The organism is Roseomonas sp. TAS13 (assembly GCF_001950415.1).
Taxonomy (GTDB): domain Bacteria; phylum Pseudomonadota; class Alphaproteobacteria; order Acetobacterales; family Acetobacteraceae; genus Roseomonas; species Roseomonas mucosa.
The window spans coordinates 1-921 of record NZ_BDLP01000722.1; the positions used below are offsets into that span (position 1 = coordinate 1).

Sequence of the window (921 nt, forward strand, 5' to 3'; positions counted from 1 at the left end):
GGCGCGCTGGGCGTCGGCTGCGCCTTTGACGGCGGCACGCTCTACATCGCCACCGGCATGGCCGAGGTGATCGCCCTGGACGCGGGCAACGGCACGCTGCGCTGGCGCACGCGCCTGTCGGCGCCGATGCGCGGCGCCCCCACCGTGGCGGAAGGGCGGATCTTCGTCCTCACGCTGGACAACCAGCTGAACGCGCTCTCGGCCGAGGACGGGCACAAGCTCTGGTCCTTCCAGGGGCAGCAGGTGAGCGCCGTGCCGCTCGGCCTTGCCGCCCCGGCGGTGGAGGGCGACACGCTGGTGGCCGGCTTCCCGTCGGGCGAGTTGGTCGCCCTGCGCACCGCCGATGGCCGCGTGGTCTGGACCGAGGCGCTCTCGGCGGCGCCGGGGGTGGACCGCGGCATCGCCGACATCGCGGGGGTGCATGCCCTGCCGGTGATCTCGGACGGGCGGGTGATCGCGCTGGGCATGGGCGGCACCACCATGGTGGTGGACCTCCGCTCCGGCCGGCGGCTCTGGGAGCGCAATGTCGGCGGCGGCGTGACCCCTGCCGTGGCGGGAGACTGGATCTTCCTCGTTTCCGCCACCCAGCGTCTGGTCGCCATGACCCGCGACACCGGACAGGTCCGCTGGATCACCGAGCTGAACCCGCCCGCCCCGGCGGGCAGGAAGGCGCCGGAACCCGCGCGCTTCGCGGCGCCGCTGCTGGCCAACGGGCAGATCCTGGTGCCGGGCAGCGGTGGCGAGGCGCTGATCGTGGGCGTCAATGACGGCGCCATCGCCGGGCGCCTGTCCCTGCCGGGCCCCGTCACCCTGGCCCCGGCCACGGCCGGGGGCGCCGTGCTGGTGCTCAGCGACGACGGCACGCTGGCGGCGCTGCGCGGCTGAGGGTGCCGCGGCCCCCGACGCGGCGTGCCGCCCGGG

1 protein-coding gene is annotated in these 921 nt (G+C 75.9%); it reads left to right on the plus strand.

Features of this window, described 5'->3' with window-relative positions; translation table 11 throughout:
* Positions 1 to 885, plus strand: an 885-nt coding sequence (locus ROTAS13_RS25115) for a PQQ-binding-like beta-propeller repeat protein (RefSeq protein ID WP_075823711.1), incomplete at its 5' end; no start/stop codon positions are given.
* Between the last annotated feature and the right edge of the window lie 36 nt (positions 886 to 921).